Source organism: Prochlorococcus sp. MIT2309 (assembly GCF_059772305.1).
Window position 1 is genome coordinate 972,359 of the sequence record NZ_CM186282.1, and the last position, 19,305, is coordinate 991,663.

Consider the following 19,305-nt stretch of genomic DNA (forward strand, 5'->3'; position numbering starts at 1 on the left):
TATTTTAACTATTTATTGAAATCGAAAATATAACTCCAGTTTAAAAAGGTACCGCTAACTAAACCGATATTAATGTCTAATGAAAATTAGTTTAATTATTAGAAATCTTAAAATACTTCAGAGCTATATAAAAAAATATTCCAACAATTACCCCTAGCAAAGTACCTACTATTGTGCAGCCTAAAAGTAATCTGCTTGTGACAATCCATCCCTGTGACCAAAACTCTGAGCTATTGAACTGAACTAAATTTGTAATCTCAGGAGTATTCCCAAAAAAATAAGAACCAATTCTGAAATTGAACAAATAAAGTGGAAGATATGTAAAAGGATTGCTTATCCAAGTTCCTGAGGCAGCAAGCAGACGGTTCCCCTTGAATAAACTTGCTAAAATCACACCTATAAAAGTCTGTAATCCAAAAAAAGGGAAACAACCACTAAACACACCCAGAGCTAATCCTCTTGCTCTCATTGCAGGCGTACCTTCCTGATTCCACAGCCACACAAAGAAAGATCGGCTTTTTCGCCGAATATCAAAATTTTTTTTTGCCATTCCACCTTTCATGAAAAAGAGAATACAAGAAACTCAGAAGACTCTAAAAAAAAAACTATAGATTAATGAGCATTCCTAATCATTGCGAAGAAACTATTGCAGCAATCGCAACAGCCGTTTCAGCTGGTCAAGGCGGGGTGGCAATTGTACGTATTTCTGGCCAAAACTCTGAGGTTATCGCGAAAAACATTATTGATTTACCTGGAAAACAACAGTGGGAATCTCATAAGGTTCTGTATGGGTTTGTAAGAGATCAAGTCAGTAAAGAAACAATTGACGAAGTTTTAGTACTCCCAATGAAAGCTCCAAGAAGTTTCACTGGCGAGGATGTCGTTGAAATTCACTGTCACGCAGGTCTAATTTCTGTACAAAGAATACTAAATAAAATTCTTTTACAGCCGCATGTAAGGCGAGCTATGCCAGGGGAATTTAGCGAGAGGGCTGTCATAAATGGCCGACTTACACTCACTCAAGCAGAAGCGATTAGTGATCTAATCGCAGCTCGAAGTGAGAGAGGCGCTAAACTAGCAATGGCTGGCGTTTGTGGTGAGACAAATAAAACAATAACTTCACTTAGAAATCGTTTACTAGATCAACTCTGTGAGCTAGAGGCTCGGGTTGACTTCGAAGAAGATTTACCCCCTCTTAATCAAGAAAAATTACTAGATGAGATTTCAAGTGTATTCAACTCTCTTGATAAACTCATTGCAGATTCAGAAAGGAGTAGATTTATACGTAAAGGAATAAAAGTATCTATCATCGGTCTGCCAAATGTTGGTAAGAGCTCTATTTTAAATTTTTTAAGTAAAACTAACCGAGCAATAGTTACTGACACACCTGGAACAACAAGAGACTTAGTTGAAATCTCATTGATATTAAATGGGGTTCCTGTGACCTTAATTGATACAGCCGGGATCCGCTCTGCAACTGATCAAGTTGAGGAAATCGGCATCAAGAAAAGTTTTGAATCGATAAAATTTTCAGACGTAGTTTTATTTGTTTTTGATATGAGTATGGGGTGGTCAAAATCTGATCAAGATCTTCTCAATAAAATCCCAATTGAGATTCCACGGTGCATAGTTGGTAACAAATCAGACCTTTGCAGTAGTAATTATACTGAAAAAATGGGAGATGTAATATTTAACACTGTGAATGGAAAAGGGGAGGATCAATTAATTAAAATCTTATTAGAAACATGTGGGACAAGTAATCTTGAGGGTTTAGGGGTTACCTTAAATGAAAGACAATTAGACCTTGCTATGTCAGCCAGAAGCGCTTTACACAAAACCAAAAATGTTGCTCTGCAAGAATTACCTTGGGATTTTTGGACTATTGACTTAAGAGATGCAATTCATAAATTGGGAGAACTATCCGGAGAGGAAATTACAGAAACCTTGCTCGATCGTATCTTCTCTAGATTTTGTATCGGTAAGTAGCACTTTTACAACTATCAACTTTTACTAACCTTATTCAATATTGCACTTTGGACTTACGCACCCCACAAATTAATAACATAATTGATCTCTGGATAAATGAGGACATAGGTAGGGGGGATCTCACGAAAAGTGCATTGAAAAATCAGCTTGTATCTGCACATTGGCTTGCAAAAAATGATGGTGTCTTTTGTGGTGGAGAAATCGTAAAAAAAATCTTCAACAAAATTGACAGCACCATAGTTATTGAGTTACTAATAGGCGAAGGTGAAACTTTTAAATTAGGCGACAAAATCCTTAGATTACAAGGTCCGGCCTCGGCATTAGTTGCAGGGGAAAGAATAAGTTTGAATATAGCAATGCATTTATCAGGAATAGCAACAAAAACTTCATCTTTAGTATCTAAACTTAAGTCAACCCAAATAAAGTTAGCTGATACGAGAAAAACAACCCCAGGATTGAGAACCCTAGAAAAATATGCGGTGAGATGTGGTGGTGGAATTAACCATAGAATGGGACTTGATGATGCTGCAATGCTTAAAGAGAACCACATCGCTTGGAGCAATGGCGTTGAAGAGTCAATCAAAAAAATAAGAAAATCAAGTCCGTGGACAACAAAAATAATAGTTGAAGCTGAAACGGCTGAACAAGCTAAAGCTGCCGTAAGTGGAGGAGCTGATGGAGTATTACTTGATGAAATGGATCCAAAATTTATTAAAGAGTTAGTTCCAAAATTACGAGAATTAGCAAAAGTAAATAATAGCTTTAGAAAAACATCAGATATCATTATTGAAGTTTCTGGAATAGATATTTCAAAAATTAATGACTATACCAATACAGATATAGACATAATTTCAACAAGTGCACCAATTACAAAAAGCACGTGGATAGATTTGAGTATGCGTTATGACAGTTCAAGGGGGAAAGTATAATGTTAAAAGCATTAAATTTTTTAGAAAATATAATCGAAAACGCTTTTTGCTCAATATATCCAACCGAGTTCAAAGATCAAAAACAATTTGATCCGCAAATCAAATCATCAAGTAGGCCAGAATTTGGAGATTACCAAATTAATGCCGCACTCTCTTTCTCTAAAGTTTTAAAAAAACCACCACTAGAAATTTCACAAAAAATTATTAATTACTTAGAAAATGATGAAGAATATTCTAAAATGTTTAAAAAACCAGTGATCGCTGGTCCAGGATTTATAAATTTAACCTTAACAGAAGATTTCTTAATCTCAGAGCTAAAAATTAGGTTACAAAGCAAAAGATTAGGTGTCAAATTAATCCCTCAGAAAAATATAAAAAAAGGCGAATATACAACAGTCATTGATTTCTCAAGTCCAAATATTGCAAAAGAAATGCACGTTGGGCATTTAAGGTCGACAATAATTGGTGATTCTTTAGCAAGAATATTTGAATTTCGAGGCCATAAGGTCTTACGACTAAATCATGTAGGTGATTGGGGAACACAATTTGGAATGCTAATCACTTATCTCAAAGAAATAGCTCCAGAAGCTTTAGAAATCCCAGACCAAATCGACTTGGGTGACCTTGTGAATTTCTACCGTGAAGCAAAAATAAAGTTCGATGAAGATCCCATATTTCAAGAAAATTCTCGATTAGAGGTGGTCAACCTTCAAAATGGAGAAGAGCAAAGCTTAATTGCTTGGCAATTATTGTGTAATCAATCTAGAAAAGAATTCGAAAAAATATATAAAAGATTAAATGTAAAAATAACCGAACGTGGAGAGTCTTTTTATAATAAACATCTAAAAAATATAGTTAATGAACTTAAAGATTTAGGATTATGCGTTACAGATAATGGTGCAAAATGCGTATTTCTTGAGGGTATGAGAGGCAAATCTGGAAATCAACTTCCATTAATAATCCAAAAGAGTGATGGCGGTTATAATTACGCAACAACAGATTTAGCTGCACTAAAGTTTAGGTTCGGAACTCCGCCCAATGGAGACGGTGTTGAAGATATCTTGTATGTAACGGATGCTGGGCAATCCAATCATTTCGAAAGTGTATTTCAAGTAGCCAGAAGGGCCAAGTGGATACCTGGGCACTGTCAGGTTAGGCATGTGCCTTTTGGTCTGGTTCAGGGGGAAGATGGGAAAAAACTTAAGACAAGATCTGGTAAAACGATAAAATTAAAAGACCTCTTAGATGAATCTGTAAAACGAGCACGTAATGATTTAGAGAAACGCTTAATAGAGGAAGAGCGTACGGAAAGTGAAATGTTTATTCAACATGTTGCTTCTGTTATTGGATTGGGAGCAATCAAATATGCAGATTTGAGTCAGAATAGAACCACAGACTACCAATTTAGTTATGACCGCATGCTGGCGCTACAAGGGAATACAGCTCCTTATCTCCTTTATGCAATTGTTAGAATTAGAGGAATCGCAAGAAAAGGTGGTTCTTTCAAAATCGATTTAAATAAACTTATTTTTAATCAATCACCTGAACAGAGGCTTCTAAGAGAATTATTAAAATTTGATGAAATTGTACAAAAAGTCGAACAAGAGCTTTTACCCAATAGACTTTGTACTTATCTATTTGAACTAAGTCAGCAATTCAATCGATTTTACGACCAAATCCCAATCTTAAAATCAGATGAGCCTTATAAAACAAGTCGTCTAGCACTTTGTAGACTTACAGCTGACACCCTTGAGTTAGGTCTAGATTTACTTGGCATAGAAACATTAGAGAGAATGTGATGAACAAAAATAATTCAATGAAAAACTTAAAATTCCCTAAAGCTCGTGATGAAGTTGAAAATTTAAATGTTTACTCTGCTCCTTTGGAAGGGAGAAGAGACTTTTTAAGATTAGATTTCAACGAAAATACAATAGGACCAAGTCCAGTTGTTATTGAATCACTCAAAAATATTAAATCCGAAAGTATATCTATTTATCCTGAATACAATGGTCTAAAAGAAGCAATTATTAAAAATTTAATTTCTACCGCAGATCTTAAAAGTTGTAATACTAGTCATATTGGTATATTCAATGGTGTTGATGCCGCTCTAAATTCAATATTTCATGCATTTGGGAACCGAGGAGATTTATTTTTAACAACTAATCCAACCTTTGGTTACTACGGTCCATGTGCCGATATGCAAGGAATGAAAAAAGAAACGATATTTTACGAAGGAGAAAGTTTTAAATTTCCATTTTCAAAAATAAAAAGAATACTCGAAAATCAAAAGACGAAAATACTCTTATTATGCAATCCAAATAATCCAACTGGTACAAGGATAGACGCAGAATTAATTTTAGAGATGGCAAAAATATCTCCCGAGACTCTAGTAGTAATTGATGAGCTATATGAAGCATTTACTGGTGATAGTGTTGTACCTTTAATTGATTTACAAGAGTGTCAAAACATTATTATTCTTAGATCTCTATCAAAAACTGCAGGGTTAGCGGGGTTAAGAATTGGATTTGCTATTGGCCATAAAGATCTTATAAAAAAAATATGTCGAGTAACAGGACCATATGATGTCAATAGTTTTGCGGTAACAGCTGCCTTTGCTGCACTTGGCGACCAGCTATATATAGATAACTACGTTAAAGAAGTTTTAAAGGCTAAGGATTGGATAAAGAAGGAGCTTATTTCTCATAAAATCAAACATCATATTGAAGGGGGTAACTATTTTCTTATGTGGCCAAAAAATACACCGGAATTTGTAGAAGAGTCATTAAGAAATAAAGGAATTCTTGTTAGAAACATGAGGGGAAAAGCATTAATAGATGGCTCTCTCAGAGTAAGTATTGGAACAAAATCTCAAATGAGAAAATTCCTTGATGCAATTATTAATTAATCCCCATTATATATATAGTCGTATCATCTTTCCTGAATTTATTAGAAATTCTTAGAGATTTACCAACTTTTTTAACTTTATATAGCTCCATTTCTTTTAAAAATGGCTCAATAGTATCTTGATCACAATTATCATAGCTCTTCTTACGAGTATATTGAACAGGAATGACTACTTTTGGTTTTAAACCCTCTATTAGCTCTTTAGCCTCTACGGCATTATAAACTTTTGCGCCACCTCCCACGGGAATAATCAAGATGTCTGGCGAGCCCAAAAGTAATTTATTTTCCAAATTAAGTGGAGCTACACTTCCACCCATATGTGCAAAATTTAATCCTCCCAGTTCCCATACCCATACTGTTGATTGTCCAAAACGTCTTCCTCCTAAACGATCATGGGGAAGACTAAAACCCTCTATTTTTAATCCATCAACATCATATGAACCTGGCTCAACAAAGAAAATCCCTTTGGCCACTTTAGCACCCTCATCAGCAAGCTCAGAACTTGCAAGAATAATATCAACAGTTATTTTTGGCTCAGATAACCCTTGAGCACAACCAACTGCTCGGAAAGGATTTAATAAAATCGATTTACTTTCACCTTTGATTAGTAGAGAACTATGCCCATAATTCTTTATGGCAACTCCTTCAGCTGAGGTAGAAGAAATTGAAATAAATGAAAAAGCAGCTGCAGAAAGTAAGCTTTTGATCAGAAATTTCGAAAACTTGTACTTAAAAGTCATTAACTCAAAGAACTTCATAGCAAACTAGCAGTCTCCTGGCTGATCTTGAGTAAGTTCTAAAAAATTAGCTAAAAGTTCATGGCCTGACTCAGTTAATACACTTTCGGGGTGGAACTGCACTCCCTGTAAGTTCTGAAAATGATTGTGTTTAATTCCCATGATGGTTCCATCCTCAAGCCAAGCAGTCACCTCTAAACAATCAGGGAGGCTTTTTCTCTCAGCAATTAAACTGTGATATCTAGTAGCAATCAATGGATTTGGTAATCCTTTAAAAATACCCTTGCCTTTATGAAATATTTGAGACGTCTTTCCATGCATTAACTCATTAGCAGGAATAATTTTCCCCCCATAAGATTGGGCAATTGCCTGATGACCTAAACAAACACCCAGAATTGGTATTTCACCGGAAAATTTTGATATCGCCTCTAAGCAAACTCCGGATTCATCCGGATTTCCAGGACCTGGAGATAATAAAATCGCAGAAGGTTTTAATTGTCTTATTCCCTCAATAGAAATTTCGTCATTTCGAATAACTTTAATAGTTTTAGCTAAAGAAAAATCTGAAGATAACTCCCCTAAATATTGAACAAGATTATAGGTGAAGCTATCGTAGTTATCTATGACAAGAAGCATTTTCATTTTACGATTATAAATCTAATAGATTTAGAATTTGTGAGCCAAATATAAGAATAGCTGTTATTAATGAACCGATCGACATTATTAAGACAGCTCCAGCAGAGCAGTCTTTAGCTATTTGAGCCAAAGGATGAAACTTTCGACCAATCGTTAAATCGACAACAGCCTCTATTGAGGTATTAATCAATTCAAGGATTAGCACGAAAATAATTGCAAGAATAATAATCGTGAATCTCTCGGGACTTAATTTCAACAAAAATGCTAGTAATGCGGCAAAAATACCAACCCATAATTGAATTCTAAAATTGCGTTGAGTGGAATAGCCATAAATAATTCCCCTATACGCGTAGTAAAAGCTCGTTAATAAATTTTTAGATATTTTCCATGAATTTTTTCTAAAAGGGGGTTTAGATCGTCGCGAAATTTTTGTAATTTTATTTTCTTTGAGATAATATTTTTTATATTTCATTTGTTTAAATCTTTTTCGATCCACTTTTTGATTCACTAGTAATACTGGTCAAGTACTCCTGAAATGCCAACATTGTCTCCAGAGAATGTTCATCTGGGTGATCCCACCCTATAAGGTGCAAGAGACCGTGACTTACCAGCCATCTAAGCTCATCTCCCAGATTATTGCCATGATCAGAAGCTTGTTTTACTGCGGTTTGTACTGAAACAACTATATCTCCTAATTCAATGCAACTCCCATTGGGACCAACCATCACATCATCAAAAACAGGAAAAGACAAAACATCTGTTTTTTTTTGAATATTTCTCCATTTTTTATTTAACTCACATATTTGAATATCATCTGTAAACCTCAAGCCAACACTTAAATTTTGAGCATTACGTAAAGAAGAAGGGCATATTGAGTCACTATCTTTTTGAATATATTTAAACCAAGTTTCTATTTCATTTTTCCAAAATTCAAACTCATTGTAATTATTCATTTTTGATATTTCTAAAAAAGAAAATGACTGGTCATTAGGGTAAGAATCGAATGTCAAGTCAAGCTGGAAGTGGTTTTTCTGAGTATTCATTTTGTCGTCTTTAAATGTACAGAACATGAAAACTTAGATTGGTATATTAGGCTTAATAAGAGATGCTAATAAAACAATAAAACCAATGAAACCAAAAGCTGTAATTATCAAATGATATAAACTTTTGTTACCTTTTCGTACCATATTCCTCATAGCTAATTTTACAAAAGTTGGAGAACGCGTTTTTTTTAATGAGCTATTCTCAGAAATTTTCTCTTTATTCATTTCTAATTAAGATTCGGTGTCATTACGTTCAACAGATTGTCTCAAAAGTGCATGAATAAATTCATCTAATTCACCATCCATTACAGCTTCAATATCAGTAGTCTCATGAGATGTACGCAAATCTTTAACCATTTGATATGGATGGAAAACATAATTTCTGATTTGATTCCCCCATGCGGCCTCGACGATATCTCCACGAATATCAGCTATTTCATCTGCTCTCTGTTCTTGCGCAATAACCATCAATTTAGCCTTAAGAAGGGCCATAGCTTTTTCTTTATTTTGTAATTGCGACCGCTCTTGTGTACATCTAACTGACAAGCCTGTTGGTAAATGAAGTATTCGGACGGCAGTCTCAACTTTATTTACATTTTGGCCACCTGCTCCACCGGAACGACTAGTGGTAATTTCAAGATCTTTATCAGGGATTTCCAAGTGAATTTCTTTCTCTAATTTTGGCATCACTTCAATGCCCGCAAAACTTGTTTGACGTTTACCATTGGCATTAAAAGGAGAAATTCTTACCAATCGATGGGTGCCTTTTTCATTTTGGAGATATCCATAAGCATATTTTCCGTCTACTTCAATGGTTGCACTTTTAATACCGGCTTCCTCTCCCTCTGAGATTTCATCAATTATTACTTTCATTCCATGATCCTCAGCCCATCGTGTATACATTCGTAAGAGCATCTGAGCCCAGTCTTGAGCATCTGTTCCACCCGCACCTGCGTTAATAGATAAAACAGCGCCTTCGATATCATAAGTTCCACTCAAAAGTCTCTCAAGTTCCCAGCGATCTAACTCTGCAGATAAGTTTTTTAAACCTTGATCAGCTTCCAACAGCATCTCATTATCAAATTCAATCTCACAAAGTTCTAGTGAGGCCTCTGCGTCCTCTATGTTTTGATTCCATTGAGAAACCTGAAGCAACTGGGCCTTTACTTCGTCAAGTAATTGCATTTTGTTTTGAGCATTTTCCTGGTCATCCCAAAAATGCGGCTGTGCAGCCAGTTGTTCAAGATCTTGTTGCCTAGCCTTCAGTGAGGGTATGTCAAAGACAGTCCTGGGCATTGCCCAGGCGAGAAGTAAGAATTGATAAATCTCTCTTGAAATCGCTCAGATCAATCACAAAAATTAATTCACCTAATTCATTTATAGCGAATAAGCTTAGGAATCTGAATAAAATGGTATTTGTTCTGTTAATAACAAATGTCAAAAGTTGAAATCTACACATGGCGTTTTTGCCCTTTTTGCATCAAAGCAAAAGCTTTACTAAACAAAAAAGGTATCAAATTTCTTGAATATCAAATAGATGGAAATGATGCTGAAAGAGAAAAAATGACAAAAAGAGCAAATGGCCGAAGAACCGTCCCTCAAATATTTATTGGTGATAATGGGATAGGAGGTTGTGATGAGTTGTACGAACTTGAAGCGTCCAATCAACTTGATTCACTTCTCAATTGAAATTAGAAAGAATCCTATGAAGCAACTTTTCGTTCTTGACCCTATTAAGCAGATTAATCCTAATAAGGATTCATCAGCAGCCCTAATGCAAGCTGCAGAGAGACATAATATTGAAGTTTGGATATGTACCCCAGCAGATTTACAAGCACGAGGTAATAAAGCATGGGTGGAATCTTGCCCGGTTGAAACATCTCCCTGGATAAAAGTCAGTCAATCACTAAGCAAGCCTCTCTCTGATTTTGATTGTATTTGGATGAGAAAAGATCCACCTGTTGATGAGGCCTTTCTATATGCGACTCATCTACTCGAGGTGGCAGAGAGAGACGGAGTGTTAGTTCTCAACAAGGCAGCTTCCCTGAGAGCATGGAATGAGAAATTAGGAGCGCTTCGGTTTAGTAATTTAATGGCGCCAACACTTGTGGCTAGTAAAGTAAAGGAGTTAGTTTGCTTCGCGAAAGAGCACGAGGAGGTAGTCCTTAAACCTCTTGGAGGCAAAGGTGGCCAAGGAGTTATAAGAGTCACAAATGAAGCACCTGGATTAGAGGCATTACTTGAATTAATTACATCCCAGGAAAATTTACCAGTAATGATGCAAAAATTTTTGCCTGCAGTGACACAAGGTGATAAACGAATCTTGCTTGTAGATGGAGAGCCATTGGGTGCAATTAACCGAATTCCAAAAAATGGTGATTTCAGAAGCAATCTTGCATTGGGGGGAAAAGCAGTAGAGACAAAATTATCAAATAATGAAATCGACATTTGCAAAAAATTAGCGCCTCATCTTAAAAGAGAAGGTTTATTTTTTGTAGGTATTGATGTAATTGGTGGCATGTTGAGCGAAATCAATGTTACTAGCCCGACAGGAATTCGAGAGGTAGAGAATTTAATGTCTATTCCCCTAGCAGACGATATAATAAAATGTCTACTTAAAAAATTAAATTGAAGATGCAGTCTAGGGAAGCAAATCAAGCTGATCTTCCAAAACGGCTAATTTAAGTTCGATTTCTCTTAACTCCTCATTTATATCAGAACCAATAACAAGCCCAGCTCCTGCATAAAGATCTAACTTATCAAATCTTGCATCACCACATCTAATAGCAACTCTAAATTCCGCATTTCTATAATTATCAATCCATCCAATTGGAGCTGCATAATTTCCTCTTTCAAAGGGTTCTAACTTTCTCAACCACTCAAGGGCTTTAGCTTGAGGCAACCCAGCAACAGCAGGAGTTGGATGCAACGAACGTAAAAGTTGCAAAGGTGACTTCTCATTAGAAACTGCAAAAATTGGAGTATGTAAATGCAAGATATTTCCCTGATCAACTATTTGAGGGCCTTTTGGAGTTACTGGAGTAAGTCCCAATTCAAAAAATTTATTTGTAATTGAAGCCACTACAAGATCATGTTCTCGAAGATTTTTCTCAGATTGAAGTAAATTAATTTCTCTTTCTTTTTTTCTAGCTGTACCTGCCAAAGCATCACTTCTAATTTGGCCAGAATTTATTGTAAGAAGCCTTTCAGGCGAAGCACCAAAAAAAGTTGACTCTTCAGATGTTTGCCAGAGAAAACGACAGCTTGAAGCTTGTTGAAAACGAAGCTTATGTAACATACTCAATGGTTGAAAAGATTTTTTAAGAGATATCGATTGCTTCACAGCTACTACCAATTTATCTAATTCTCCTATCTTCACTAGTTCTATTCCTCTCTTTAATACATCAAGACAGGTATCTTTCCAATCGATAATTTTCGATTTTACAATAATTTTTTCCTTTTGAAGATTCTTATTCTCAGTTGAAGGAGATAATTTTTCACTCATATCGAAAAGATTTTCAACACTTTTTTTTACATCACATTCACTACTTATATATGAACTTAAACGTAGCCATACTGAACAATCCAAACTAGAAATTTGCCATTTTGGTAAAACCACTCTCGCAGTTGATTTAATACTTGTTAGAGCAATTTTGTCTGATAATTCATCAAAAAATGAAAATGAAAACAAAATTTTTGCCGATGCATGAACTGGGGCCTCAGGAGTAAGATCAATTAAATTTTCAAATATTTTTTCAGAAAAGCTTTCACTCAAATCAAATCTTGCAGGTCCATGAGTCTCGTACTCCTCTGAGATACCTGCTGCTGCAATACAAAGTCCTGGATGTCGATCCCACAAAAAACCAAAGCGCTCCTCTCCTTGAATGATTGGTAATTTGTGAATTGGATCAATTCCATGTATTGGGATCGCTAAGCTAAGCAAAAACCTATCTTCTTTTCTTTCATGCCAGCATCTTTGAGCAGCCGCAAAAAGATCAAGAAATTTTGAACTATGAATCATATTCAAACAATCTCAATAAAAAAAGCAAGCAAATCCCTATTACCTTGAAACAGTAGAGGAAAGTACTTTTATGAAAAACAATGGAATAGACACCCAAAACAATACATCTAAAGCTGAAAAAAGGCTTTTATGGAAAGCAGCAATTAAATGGCCTTTATATTCTGTTGCCGTAATGCCGATTTTAATTGCTGCTGGTTGGAGCATAAATCAAGGTATTCCATTTAGATGGGAGCAGCTAATATTATTTTCGGGGGCTGGGATTTCTCTATTGATATGGGAAAACCTAACTAATGATCTTTTCGATGCAGAGACCGGTGTTGATGAATTTAAATTACACTCAGTTGTTGCTTTAATAGGTAAACGTCAACCAGTAGAAAAATTAGCCAATATAGCATTGGGATTTGGTTTATTTCTTGTGGTAATTTTATCTCAAAGAAGTAACATATTTGTTTTACCAATTGTCGTGGCTAGTTGTTTCTTAGGTTATTTATATCAAGGGCCTCCATTTAGATTAGGCTATAAAGGATTAGGAGAACCTCTTTGTTGGTTAGCATTTGGACCTTTGGCTACAACAGCAGCATTATTAGCCATTGCACCGACTAATACTTATGTTGGTTCAATCCCATGGTCAACATCACTATTAATTGGTTCAGGTCCTGCTCTAGCAACAACTCTGGTTTTATTTTGCTCCCACTTTCATCAAACAGTTCAAGATGCAATAAAAGGAAAAAATACCCCGCTAGTTAAACTCGGAACAAAAAAAGCATCCTCATTAATTCCATGGATTATTGCACTTATTTTTATAATTGAATACGTACCTGTTTTCACAGGTTATCTTCCCGCAAGCATAATCTTTGGACTGATTTGTTTACCCTCAGGGTTTAAATTAATCAAATTACTTAAGAAACACCACAATACACCCAACCTAATATCTGAGAGTAAATTTATTGCATTAAATTTTCAAACACTTAATGGGCTTGGTATAGCTCTTGGCCTTGCTTTTCCACCATTTATAAAGTTTCTTTTTACATGAAGCTCTCCATACAAGTAAAAAGTTTCTCATTTAACTTAAAGCAACCACTAAAAACCTCAAGTGGAGAAATAATTATAAAAGAAGGCTGGTTAATTAAAATCACTGACGAATCTGGGAATATTGGTTGGGGAGAAATAAGCCCCTTAAAAAAAATTGATATTCAAAAATGTAAAATTTTTATTAACTCAATTGAATCTTTAAATAGCCGGAAAAAACTTGAGGATTATTGCCATAGTTGCAAAGGTACAATTGCCTTTGCAATTGGCTCTGCATTAGCAGAGATCGATGAGCGTATATTATCGGGTAATGAAAAATGGTATTTAAGAACTAAAAATATGGCATATTTATTACCAAATAATGAAAAAATATTCTCGCATATAAGTTTCTTAAGAGAGAAATTTCATAACAATAACTCCTACTTAACGTTAAAAATTAAAGTTGGTCTTCAAAACTTTGATGAGGAAAAAATTTTTATCCAAAAGTGTCTTAAATATCTTCCAAAAAAATGTCTGCTCAGATTAGATGCAAACTCCGGTTGGAATAGAAAAATAGCAAATTATTGGGCAGACAAATTTTATGATGATCCAAGATTAGAATGGCTTGAACAACCTTTAAATATTGACGATATTGAAGGGACTATGAAATTAACTCAAAAAGTGCCTGTGGCTCTTGATGAATCTCTAACCAAATATCCATCATTGAAAAAAAGTTGGAAGTATTGGCAAATAAGACGACCTGCTATCGATGGTGATCCCAGATTACTTTTGCGAGAACTAGAAAATCACAAACCACGCATTGCCATAAGCACAAATTTTGAGACAGGTATTGGTAGTAGATGTATTCATCATCTTGCCTCGATGCAACAAAAAACATTGACTCCTGCAGCTGCTGGTCTTGCTCCAGGTTGGCTTCCTGAAGATCCACTTTTTAGTAATGATCCTTTTGTTGTTTGGGAGGCAGCATGCAAAAATTAGTTTTTTTAGATTGCATTGCTGAAAATACTGAGAAGAATTTTGAAAAATTAATCCAAAATTTAAATCAAGGAAGGTGGGTTATTCTTTGTACAAAATATTCTGAAAAGCCAAACATACCTGATGAGTTACTGCCAAAAGAACCTGGTGTAATTATTACTAGTGGTGGTAGTACGGGAGGCCCTAAATTATGCCTTCATCCATATGAAAATCTGAATAAGTCTGCCTTAGCTACAGGTAATTGGCTTAGCAGTCAAGGAGTGGATCCAAACAAATGCGCAATATACAATCCACTTCCTCTCAATCATGTCAGTGGATTAATGCCCTGGTGGAGAAGTAAATGCTGGAAGATTAATCATCATTGGATCCATCCAAAGTTTATTAAAAACCCAGAAGCTCTACAAAGTAGTCATAATCTAAAGAAAAAAAATAATGAGAATTACTTATTACTATCATTAGTGCCTACCCAATTAAATAAACTAATCAAAAGTTCAATCGGAAGAAATTGGTTAAAACAATTTGATGTCATCTGGCTTGGCGGGTCCTCAGTATCTATGGAACTTCTGATACTTTCAAGAAAACACCAACTTAATCTATCTCTTTGCTATGGAACAACAGAAACTATGGCAATGATTTCAGCATTGCCACCGAAAAAATTTTTAGCCGGTGATTTTAATTCTGGTAATCCTCTAATGGATGTAGACATACGTCTTGACAAAGAGAATTTACTTGAAATTAAAACTTCGCGGACTGCAAAATTCATATGGACGGGTCAAAAAATGATTACGGTTAAAGACAATGAAGGATGGTGGAAAAGCGGTGATTATGCAACAATTTTTCAGGAAGGAAAAAACTTATCAATTTTTATCAATGGAAGAGTTGATAATGCTATCAATTCTGGAGGAGAGACAATCTTTCCTGATCAAGTGCAGGAAAAACTATTAAAAATTGCTTTTCAATATCAATTACCTATTAAAAGATTACTTTTAATTCCAATAAATGATAGTCATTGGGGAGAAAGACTAATTGCACTTTTTCTACTAGACAAAAAAGCACACTACGAAAAGGAATATCTTTTGGAGAAAATCAAACTAATATCTAATCGTTTACCTGCTCCTGAGAGACCTCTTTCATGGTACAAATGTGACCCTCTATCAAAAAATTATTTAGGTAAATGGGATATTAAAAAATGGACTTTATGGGCAGAGAGAAATTCTCCAATAATTTGAAACTATAAAGGTTCCACTCCGCCATGTAAAGATGAAGCCTCTATCCATTTATCGATTTCATCAGGTAAGCAAACTCCTAGTCTTGTTTGAGCTGAAATAGCTGTGTGATATGTCTTCCCAACCGCTAATTTTTTTGTTTTGGCATTAAATGAAGTTTCTACTGAAAAACTCTTTGCATCAATTTTTTGAGGATTTAATTGAACTAATAAAGTATCTCCAGCTTGGATAGGAGCGTAAAAATTTGCACTACACCTAACAATTGGTAGGTGTACATGATCAGTATTGTAGTCACCTCCTGAATTAGGAAATATATTTTTTATTTGTAGGCCATAAATACCTAAACTTTCCTCCCAAGCTTCATGACACCAACGAAAAATCTGATAAAAATGAATAACACCTGCAGCATCTGTATCGCCAAATCGAACTATTTTCTCGAAATTAAGCCATTTATCAGGTTCCATATTTAAAAAGAAATCTCATCGGTCAACTGACCCCATGATGACATCAATTGATCCAAGTATTGCCATGATGTCAGCTACTTTTGCGCCTTTTAGAATATGTGGAAGTATTTGTAGGTTATTTAAATCAGCTGCCCTAATTTTAAATCGCCATGGTGTTACATCATTTTTACCTTGTATAAAAATTCCTATTTCTCCTTTACCTGATTCGAGTCTTGTATAAAGTTCTCCATTGGGAATTTTAAAAGTTGGCGCGACTTTTTTAGCAACATATTGGTAATCAAAGCCGGCAAAATCACTACCTTTTCCTTCTTTAATCTTTAAGGCCTCAAGATTTTCAGTTGGTCCCCCTGGAATCATATCGCAAGCTTGATTCAAAATTTTAAGAGACTGTCTCATCTCTTCAATTCTGACTCGATAACGCGCATAACAATCACCTTCTTTTTCGCAGGCGACTTTCCAATCAAAATCGTCGTAACATTCATAATTATCAACTTTTCTCAAATCCCAAGCAACTCCAGATGCTCTTAACATGGGTCCGGACAAACTCCAATTAATCGCTTGCTCCTTTTCTATTGTTCCCAATCCCTCAATTCTTCTTCTAAAAATTGGATTATTAGTGATCAATTTTTCATATTCATCAATTTTAGGGCCAAACCAATTACAAAAATCCTTACATTTTTCAAGCCATCCCCAAGGCAAATCAGAGGCAACTCCTCCAATACGAAAATAATTATTATTGATTAATCTTTGACCTGTCGCAGCCTCCCACAAGTCATAAATCATTTCTCTTTCTCTAAAGATGTAGAAAAATGGTGTTTGAGCACCTACATCAGCAAGAAATGGGCCTAACCATAAAAGGTGGTTAGCTATGCGGTTAAGTTCGAGCATTAATACCCTTATGTAACTAGCTCTTTTTGGTACGGAAATATTTGCTAATCGCTCTGGAGCATTTACGACAATGGCTTCATAAAACATACCAGCCGCGTAATCCATCCGACTAACGTAGGGGACAAACATGACATTTGTTCTGTTTTCAGCAATTTTTTCCATCCCTCGATGCAAATACCCAATAACTGGTTCACAATCAACCACATCTTCTCCATCAAGTGTTACCACCAATCGCAAAACTCCATGCATTGAAGGATGGTGTGGGCCAAAATTGACCACCATGGGTTCTGTTCTAGTTTCCAATTGCGCCATATGGGCTAAATGAACTGCACTATGTAGAGATTTTAGTCAAAAGTTCTACTACTTCGATCTTTTTTGCATCTTTGACTTTTAAACACATTCCCGTGATGGGAAATGAAGTGTTGAATTTGGTTTCACAATTCACTTCTCAGGAATCTAAAAAGCTAAACATTTTAGACGCTACTTTAGGAGGTGGCGGTCACTCAGCTTTATTTTTAAAAAACTATCCGAATGTTCAAATAGTCGGAATTGATCAAGATCCAATCGCAAGGGAAGCTGCTGCAGAGAACCTTAAAAGTTTTGCATCAAAGATAAAGATTTATGGTAAGAACTTTGCTGATTTTCAACCAAAAGATAAATTTGATATTGTACTTGCAGATTTAGGAGTAAATAGTAATCAATTAGATGATGCTAAACGTGGGTTTAGTTTTAAATCTAATGGATTGATTGATATGAGAATGAATCCAGAAACTTCAACTACTGCAGCAGATTTACTTGTGAAGCTAAATGAGAAAGAATTAGCAAATCTAATTTATGAATTTGGAGAAGAGAGATTCTCAAGGAGAATCGCAAAGAAAATTAAAGCTGATATTTCCTTAAAAGGAAATTATAAAGATACAAAACATTTAGCCTATGCAATTGCGGGTTGTTATCCAGCAAAACTTAGATATGGAAGAATACACCCTGCAACAAAAACATTCCAGGCATTAAGAATTAGAGTTAATAATGAAATGAAAGCTCTAGAATCGCTTTTAAATAATGCCCCAGATTGGCTATTATCTGGGGGAATTTTTGTTGTAATTAGTTTTCATTCTCTTGAAGATAGAAAAGTAAAAGTTTCCTTCAAATCAGATAATAGATTAAAGATATTAACAAAAAAACCAATCATACCAACCTTAGAAGAAATTCATAATAACCCCAGGAGCCGAAGTGCAAAGATGAGATTAGCCATGGCAATTTAATTGTATTTCTCCAAGCTTCTTACAGCTTCTGTGATAACTCTAATAGCGTTTTTAATATCATCTTGAGTTGTATTTATCCCCAAACTCAATCTTACAGAGGCTTCCGCTTCAGATTTAGAACGTCCTAACTCTAATAAAACATGTGAAATTTGACCTTGGCTGCATGCAGATCCACTACTACAAGAAATAGAGGATCTTAATTTTTGATGTAGTCTATTCCCATTAATATCAGGGATTGAAATATTTATATTGTGAGGAAGTCTTTGTTTCATTGATCCATTAATTATTAATTTTGGAATATAATTTTTCAGGCCATATAAAAGTTCATCTCTTAAATTAATTAGAGTATTTACTCGTTGCTTATAGTCTCTTTGTGCGATCTCAACTGCTTTAGCGAAGCCAACTATGAGATGAACTGGTAATGTTCCAGATCTCAATCCTTTTTCTTGCCCCCCACCAAATTGAAGAGGGATTATTGGCAGGCTTTTATTGATGATTAAAGCACCTATTCCTTTAGGACCATATAATTTATGCGCACTAATGCTAACCAAGTCAAGACCAATTTCTTTAATATTTAATGGCAAAAAACAAAATCCCTGAGCAGCATCTGAATGAAAGACAATATTATTAAGTCTGCATATTTTCGCAATTTCATTAATTGGCTGAACCACACCAATTTCATTATTAGCAAACATTATGCTTACTAGAAAAGTATCTTCATGTATGGAGGATTTAAATTCATCAATGGACAATAAACCATCAGGTTTAGGCCTTAATTTTGTGACTTTAAAACCTTCAGCTTTAAGCTGTTCAATTGGATCTAAAATTGCGTGATGCTCTGTAGTCATTGTTATTAAATGGCCTTTTTTGCCTTTACTTATTGCATGAGCTCTTGCATGACCTAATAAAGCCAAATTATTGGATTCAGTCGCTCCGCTTGTAAAAATTAATTTTTCAGCCTCGATACTTAGACAAGAGGAGATTTGCTCTCTTGCAAGCTCAACTGCCGCTGCTGAAGTGATACTTAAACGATTATGTTTGCTTGAGGGATTCCCCCAAAATTCCCCTAGATACGGCTGCATGACTGCAATCACCTCTTCTAAGCATGGCGTGCTTGATTGAAAATCAAAGAATAAAGGGGAATTTTTCATTCAATTAATGGGAAAAATCGATGTAATTTGAATATCCTTAGAGAATCGAATTAA

The 19,305-nt window shown here is 35.2% G+C and carries 21 protein-coding genes; 10 read left to right on the forward strand and 11 right to left on the reverse strand.

Translation table 11 applies throughout. The features are described 5' to 3' along the window. Positions 1-91: 91 nt before the first annotated feature. On the reverse strand, positions 92-550 hold the full coding sequence (locus tag AC6EJA_RS05395) for a DUF2062 domain-containing protein (RefSeq protein WP_498501643.1): 459 nt from the start codon (positions 548-550) through the stop codon (positions 92-94). A 65-nt stretch (positions 551-615) separates the two neighbouring features. On the opposite strand from AC6EJA_RS05395, the gene mnmE reads away from it, so the two are divergent. From mnmE to AC6EJA_RS05415, 4 genes are read left to right on the forward strand one after another with little or no spacing between them, the layout of a single operon-like run. Beyond that, entirely contained in the window at positions 616-1,986 is a 1,371-nt protein-coding gene (gene mnmE / locus AC6EJA_RS05400; protein ID WP_498501644.1) for a tRNA uridine-5-carboxymethylaminomethyl(34) synthesis GTPase MnmE, read from the forward strand. Positions 1,987-2,033: 47 nt separating this feature from the next. After that, entirely contained in the window at positions 2,034-2,915 is an 882-nt protein-coding gene (gene nadC, locus AC6EJA_RS05405) for a carboxylating nicotinate-nucleotide diphosphorylase (RefSeq protein WP_498501645.1), read from the forward strand. Then, positions 2,915-4,714: an arginine--tRNA ligase gene (argS, locus tag AC6EJA_RS05410; RefSeq protein WP_498501646.1), complete on the forward strand. Its 1,800-nt coding sequence runs from the start codon at positions 2,915-2,917 to the stop codon at positions 4,712-4,714. The genes nadC and argS overlap by 1 nt, the downstream gene beginning before the upstream one ends. After that, the gene (locus AC6EJA_RS05415) at positions 4,714-5,820 is read left to right on the forward strand and encodes a pyridoxal phosphate-dependent aminotransferase (RefSeq protein ID WP_498501647.1); all 1,107 of its coding nucleotides are present in this window, start codon (positions 4,714-4,716) and stop codon (positions 5,818-5,820) included. Before argS ends, AC6EJA_RS05415 begins: the two co-directional genes overlap by 1 nt. Here the strand turns inward: AC6EJA_RS05415 and AC6EJA_RS05420 are convergent. From AC6EJA_RS05420 to prfB, 6 genes are all read right to left on the reverse strand, one after another. Further along, positions 5,813-6,559 (reverse strand): MBL fold metallo-hydrolase, encoded by a 747-nt coding sequence (locus AC6EJA_RS05420; protein ID WP_498501648.1) that lies wholly within the window; start codon positions 6,557-6,559, stop codon positions 5,813-5,815. The genes AC6EJA_RS05415 and AC6EJA_RS05420 overlap by 8 nt on opposite strands. 24 nt (positions 6,560-6,583) lie before the next feature. Next, positions 6,584-7,192, reverse strand: a complete 609-nt coding sequence (locus AC6EJA_RS05425; protein ID WP_498503553.1) for an anthranilate synthase component II — start codon at positions 7,190-7,192, stop codon at positions 6,584-6,586. Positions 7,193-7,205: 13 nt separating this feature from the next. Beyond that, a complete protein-coding gene (locus AC6EJA_RS05430; protein ID WP_498501649.1) occupies positions 7,206-7,664 on the reverse strand; it encodes a diacylglycerol kinase family protein in 459 nt (152 codons plus the stop codon). Between the two features lie 4 nt (positions 7,665-7,668). Beyond that, complete coding sequence (gene ybeY, locus AC6EJA_RS05435; RefSeq protein ID WP_498501650.1) at positions 7,669-8,235, reverse strand: rRNA maturation RNase YbeY; 567 nt, start codon at positions 8,233-8,235, stop codon at positions 7,669-7,671. Positions 8,236-8,268: 33 nt separating this feature from the next. Beyond that, on the reverse strand, positions 8,269-8,460 hold the full coding sequence (locus AC6EJA_RS05440) for a DUF3285 domain-containing protein (protein ID WP_498501651.1): 192 nt from the start codon (positions 8,458-8,460) through the stop codon (positions 8,269-8,271). A 6-nt stretch (positions 8,461-8,466) separates the two neighbouring features. Then, positions 8,467-9,589, reverse strand: a protein-coding gene (gene prfB / locus AC6EJA_RS05445) for a peptide chain release factor 2 (RefSeq protein WP_498501652.1) whose coding sequence is annotated in 2 segments (ribosomal slippage) — positions 8,467-9,513 and positions 9,515-9,589 — 1,122 coding nt in all. Because the reading frame shifts where the segments join, the coding sequence is not laid out codon by codon here. 80 nt (positions 9,590-9,669) lie between these two features. Here prfB and grxC point away from each other — a divergent pair. Together grxC and gshB are read left to right on the forward strand one after the other, a co-directional pair. Further along, positions 9,670-9,924, forward strand: a complete 255-nt coding sequence (gene grxC / locus AC6EJA_RS05450; RefSeq protein WP_498501653.1) for a glutaredoxin 3 — start codon at positions 9,670-9,672, stop codon at positions 9,922-9,924. A 16-nt stretch (positions 9,925-9,940) separates the two neighbouring features. After that, a complete protein-coding gene (gshB, locus tag AC6EJA_RS05455) occupies positions 9,941-10,867 on the forward strand; it encodes a glutathione synthase (protein WP_498501654.1) in 927 nt (308 codons plus the stop codon). A gap of 9 nt (positions 10,868-10,876) precedes the next feature. Here gshB and AC6EJA_RS05460 read toward each other — a convergent pair whose 3' ends face one another. After that, complete coding sequence (locus AC6EJA_RS05460; protein WP_498501655.1) at positions 10,877-12,256, reverse strand: isochorismate synthase; 1,380 nt, start codon at positions 12,254-12,256, stop codon at positions 10,877-10,879. Between the two features lie 70 nt (positions 12,257-12,326). Here AC6EJA_RS05460 and menA point away from each other — a divergent pair, with 70 nt between their 5' ends. Genes menA through AC6EJA_RS05475 form a run of 3 tightly spaced genes read left to right on the forward strand, consistent with a single transcriptional unit; the run spans position 12,327 to position 15,489 of the window. Beyond that, a complete protein-coding gene (gene menA, locus AC6EJA_RS05465; protein ID WP_498501656.1) occupies positions 12,327-13,289 on the forward strand; it encodes a 2-carboxy-1,4-naphthoquinone phytyltransferase in 963 nt (320 codons plus the stop codon). Then, entirely contained in the window at positions 13,286-14,263 is a 978-nt protein-coding gene (locus tag AC6EJA_RS05470) for an o-succinylbenzoate synthase (protein ID WP_498501657.1), read from the forward strand. The genes menA and AC6EJA_RS05470 overlap by 4 nt, the downstream gene beginning before the upstream one ends. Continuing rightward, entirely contained in the window at positions 14,251-15,489 is a 1,239-nt protein-coding gene (locus AC6EJA_RS05475) for an AMP-binding protein (RefSeq protein WP_498501658.1), read from the forward strand. Before AC6EJA_RS05470 ends, AC6EJA_RS05475 begins: the two co-directional genes overlap by 13 nt. Positions 15,490-15,491: 2 nt before the next feature. On the opposite strand, the gene AC6EJA_RS05480 is transcribed toward AC6EJA_RS05475, so the two are convergent. Continuing rightward, positions 15,492-15,950, reverse strand: a complete 459-nt coding sequence (locus AC6EJA_RS05480) for an acyl-CoA thioesterase (protein WP_498501659.1) — start codon at positions 15,948-15,950, stop codon at positions 15,492-15,494. Between the two features lie 15 nt (positions 15,951-15,965). Continuing rightward, positions 15,966-17,150 carry an NAD(P)H-quinone oxidoreductase subunit H gene (locus AC6EJA_RS05485; protein ID WP_498501660.1) on the reverse strand — a complete coding sequence of 395 codons (1,185 nt, stop codon included), beginning with the start codon at positions 17,148-17,150 and terminating at the stop codon, positions 15,966-15,968. 95 nt (positions 17,151-17,245) lie between these two features. Here AC6EJA_RS05485 and rsmH point away from each other — a divergent pair, with 95 nt between their 5' ends. Beyond that, the gene (gene rsmH / locus AC6EJA_RS05490) at positions 17,246-18,100 is read left to right on the forward strand and encodes a 16S rRNA (cytosine(1402)-N(4))-methyltransferase RsmH (RefSeq protein ID WP_498503554.1); all 855 of its coding nucleotides are present in this window, start codon (positions 17,246-17,248) and stop codon (positions 18,098-18,100) included. Here rsmH and AC6EJA_RS05495 read toward each other — a convergent pair. Then, on the reverse strand, positions 18,097-19,251 hold the full coding sequence (locus tag AC6EJA_RS05495) for a cysteine desulfurase family protein (RefSeq protein ID WP_498501661.1): 1,155 nt from the start codon (positions 19,249-19,251) through the stop codon (positions 18,097-18,099). The two genes, rsmH and AC6EJA_RS05495, sit on opposite strands and share 4 nt — an antisense overlap. Between the last annotated feature and the right edge of the window lie 54 nt (positions 19,252-19,305).

Excerpts from the sequence above, each read along its gene's own strand:
- AC6EJA_RS05485 (WP_498501660.1), bottom strand. The coding sequence starts at position 17,150 with ATGGCGCAATTGGAAACTAGAACAGAACCCATGGTGGTCAATTTTGGC.
- AC6EJA_RS05420 (WP_498501648.1), bottom strand. The coding sequence starts at position 6,559 with ATGACTTTTAAGTACAAGTTTTCGAAATTTCTGATCAAAAGCTTACTT.
- AC6EJA_RS05470 (WP_498501657.1), top strand. The coding sequence starts at position 13,286 with ATGAAGCTCTCCATACAAGTAAAAAGTTTCTCATTTAACTTAAAGCAA.
- AC6EJA_RS05415 (WP_498501647.1), top strand. The coding sequence starts at position 4,714 with ATGAACAAAAATAATTCAATGAAAAACTTAAAATTCCCTAAAGCTCGT.
- ybeY (WP_498501650.1), bottom strand. The coding sequence starts at position 8,235 with ATGAATACTCAGAAAAACCACTTCCAGCTTGACTTGACATTCGATTCT.
- mnmE (WP_498501644.1), top strand. The coding sequence starts at position 616 with ATGAGCATTCCTAATCATTGCGAAGAAACTATTGCAGCAATCGCAACA.
- AC6EJA_RS05430 (WP_498501649.1), bottom strand. The coding sequence starts at position 7,664 with ATGAAATATAAAAAATATTATCTCAAAGAAAATAAAATTACAAAAATT.
- argS (WP_498501646.1), top strand. The coding sequence starts at position 2,915 with ATGTTAAAAGCATTAAATTTTTTAGAAAATATAATCGAAAACGCTTTT.
- menA (WP_498501656.1), top strand. The coding sequence starts at position 12,327 with ATGAAAAACAATGGAATAGACACCCAAAACAATACATCTAAAGCTGAA.
- AC6EJA_RS05460 (WP_498501655.1), bottom strand. The coding sequence starts at position 12,256 with ATGATTCATAGTTCAAAATTTCTTGATCTTTTTGCGGCTGCTCAAAGA.
- rsmH (WP_498503554.1), top strand. The coding sequence starts at position 17,246 with ATGGGAAATGAAGTGTTGAATTTGGTTTCACAATTCACTTCTCAGGAA.
- AC6EJA_RS05425 (WP_498503553.1), bottom strand. The coding sequence starts at position 7,192 with ATGCTTCTTGTCATAGATAACTACGATAGCTTCACCTATAATCTTGTT.
- AC6EJA_RS05395 (WP_498501643.1), bottom strand. The coding sequence starts at position 550 with ATGGCAAAAAAAAATTTTGATATTCGGCGAAAAAGCCGATCTTTCTTT.
- AC6EJA_RS05440 (WP_498501651.1), bottom strand. The coding sequence starts at position 8,460 with ATGAATAAAGAGAAAATTTCTGAGAATAGCTCATTAAAAAAAACGCGT.
- AC6EJA_RS05480 (WP_498501659.1), bottom strand. The coding sequence starts at position 15,950 with ATGGAACCTGATAAATGGCTTAATTTCGAGAAAATAGTTCGATTTGGC.
- grxC (WP_498501653.1), top strand. The coding sequence starts at position 9,670 with ATGTCAAAAGTTGAAATCTACACATGGCGTTTTTGCCCTTTTTGCATC.
- gshB (WP_498501654.1), top strand. The coding sequence starts at position 9,941 with ATGAAGCAACTTTTCGTTCTTGACCCTATTAAGCAGATTAATCCTAAT.
- AC6EJA_RS05475 (WP_498501658.1), top strand. The coding sequence starts at position 14,251 with ATGCAAAAATTAGTTTTTTTAGATTGCATTGCTGAAAATACTGAGAAG.
- AC6EJA_RS05495 (WP_498501661.1), bottom strand. The coding sequence starts at position 19,251 with ATGAAAAATTCCCCTTTATTCTTTGATTTTCAATCAAGCACGCCATGC.